This window comes from Streptomyces nanshensis (assembly GCF_001751255.1).
GTDB classification, from domain to species: domain Bacteria; phylum Actinomycetota; class Actinomycetes; order Streptomycetales; family Streptomycetaceae; genus Streptomyces; species Streptomyces nanshensis_A.
Genome location: NZ_LJGW01000512.1, coordinates 1 through 928 on the forward strand (window position 1 = coordinate 1; position 928 = coordinate 928).

A 928-nucleotide genomic window follows, 5' to 3' on the forward strand; every position below is an offset into this window, starting at 1 on the left:
CAGATACCGCAGCCCGTCGCCGCTGGTCTGCCCGTACACCGCGCCCAGCAGCGCGAGTTTGGCCCGCGCCCGGTCACCGCCGAACGCCCGCTGCGACAGCGCCGTGTAGAGGTCCTCGCCGCTGCCCGCGACCGCCATCAGCCCCGGATCGCGCGAGACCGCGGCGAGCACCCGGGGCTCCATCTGCCCGGCGTCGGCGACCACCAGCCGCCAGCCCGGATCGGCGACGACCGCGCGCCGTACGACCTTCGGGATCTGCAGCGCGCCGCCGCCGTTGGTCGTCCAGCGGCCCGAGGCCGCGCCGCCCGGCACGTACTCCGCGCGGAACCGGCCCTCCCGCACCCAGGAACGCAGCCACGACCAGCCGTGCGCCGTCCACAGCCGGTACAGCTTCTTGTAGCGCAACAGCGGTTCGACCGCCGGGTGTTCGACGCGCTTCAGCTCCCACGCCCGCGTCGAGGAGAGCTGCACGCCCGCCCGTGCGAACGCCCGCAGCACCTCCGCCGGCAGATCCGGCCGCACCCGCACCCCCGGCCCGAACGCCGCCGAGATCTCCTCCTCCAACTCCGCCAGCCGCCGCGGCAGTCCGCTGCCCCCGTACCGCTCGCCGAGCAGCTCCTCCAGCAGTCCGCGGTGCACGTCGGCACGCCACGGCACGCCCGTACGCCCCATCTCCACCGCGACGAGCGTCCCCGCCGACTCCCCGGCCAGCAACAGCCGCATCCGCTCGGGGTGTTCGGCCGCCTTCGTACGCGCCGACTGCGCCGCGTAGACCTCCAGCAGCGCCGTCATCGGGTCGACGCCCTCCGGCAGCGGCGGCGGCCCGGCGTCGAACAGCGACGGCTCCGCCTCCGCACCGCGCGAGAAGGCGGGGGCGTCCGGCGGCACGGGCAGTCCGTGCAGCCGCGCCCACGCCGCGGGCAGCGAC

1 protein-coding gene is annotated in these 928 nt (G+C 76.2%); it reads right to left on the reverse strand.

Features of this window, described 5'->3' with window-relative positions:
• Positions 1-928 (reverse strand): bifunctional 3'-5' exonuclease/DNA polymerase (locus tag AN218_RS29290; protein WP_079132708.1); only part of this gene is annotated, 928 nt, incomplete at both ends.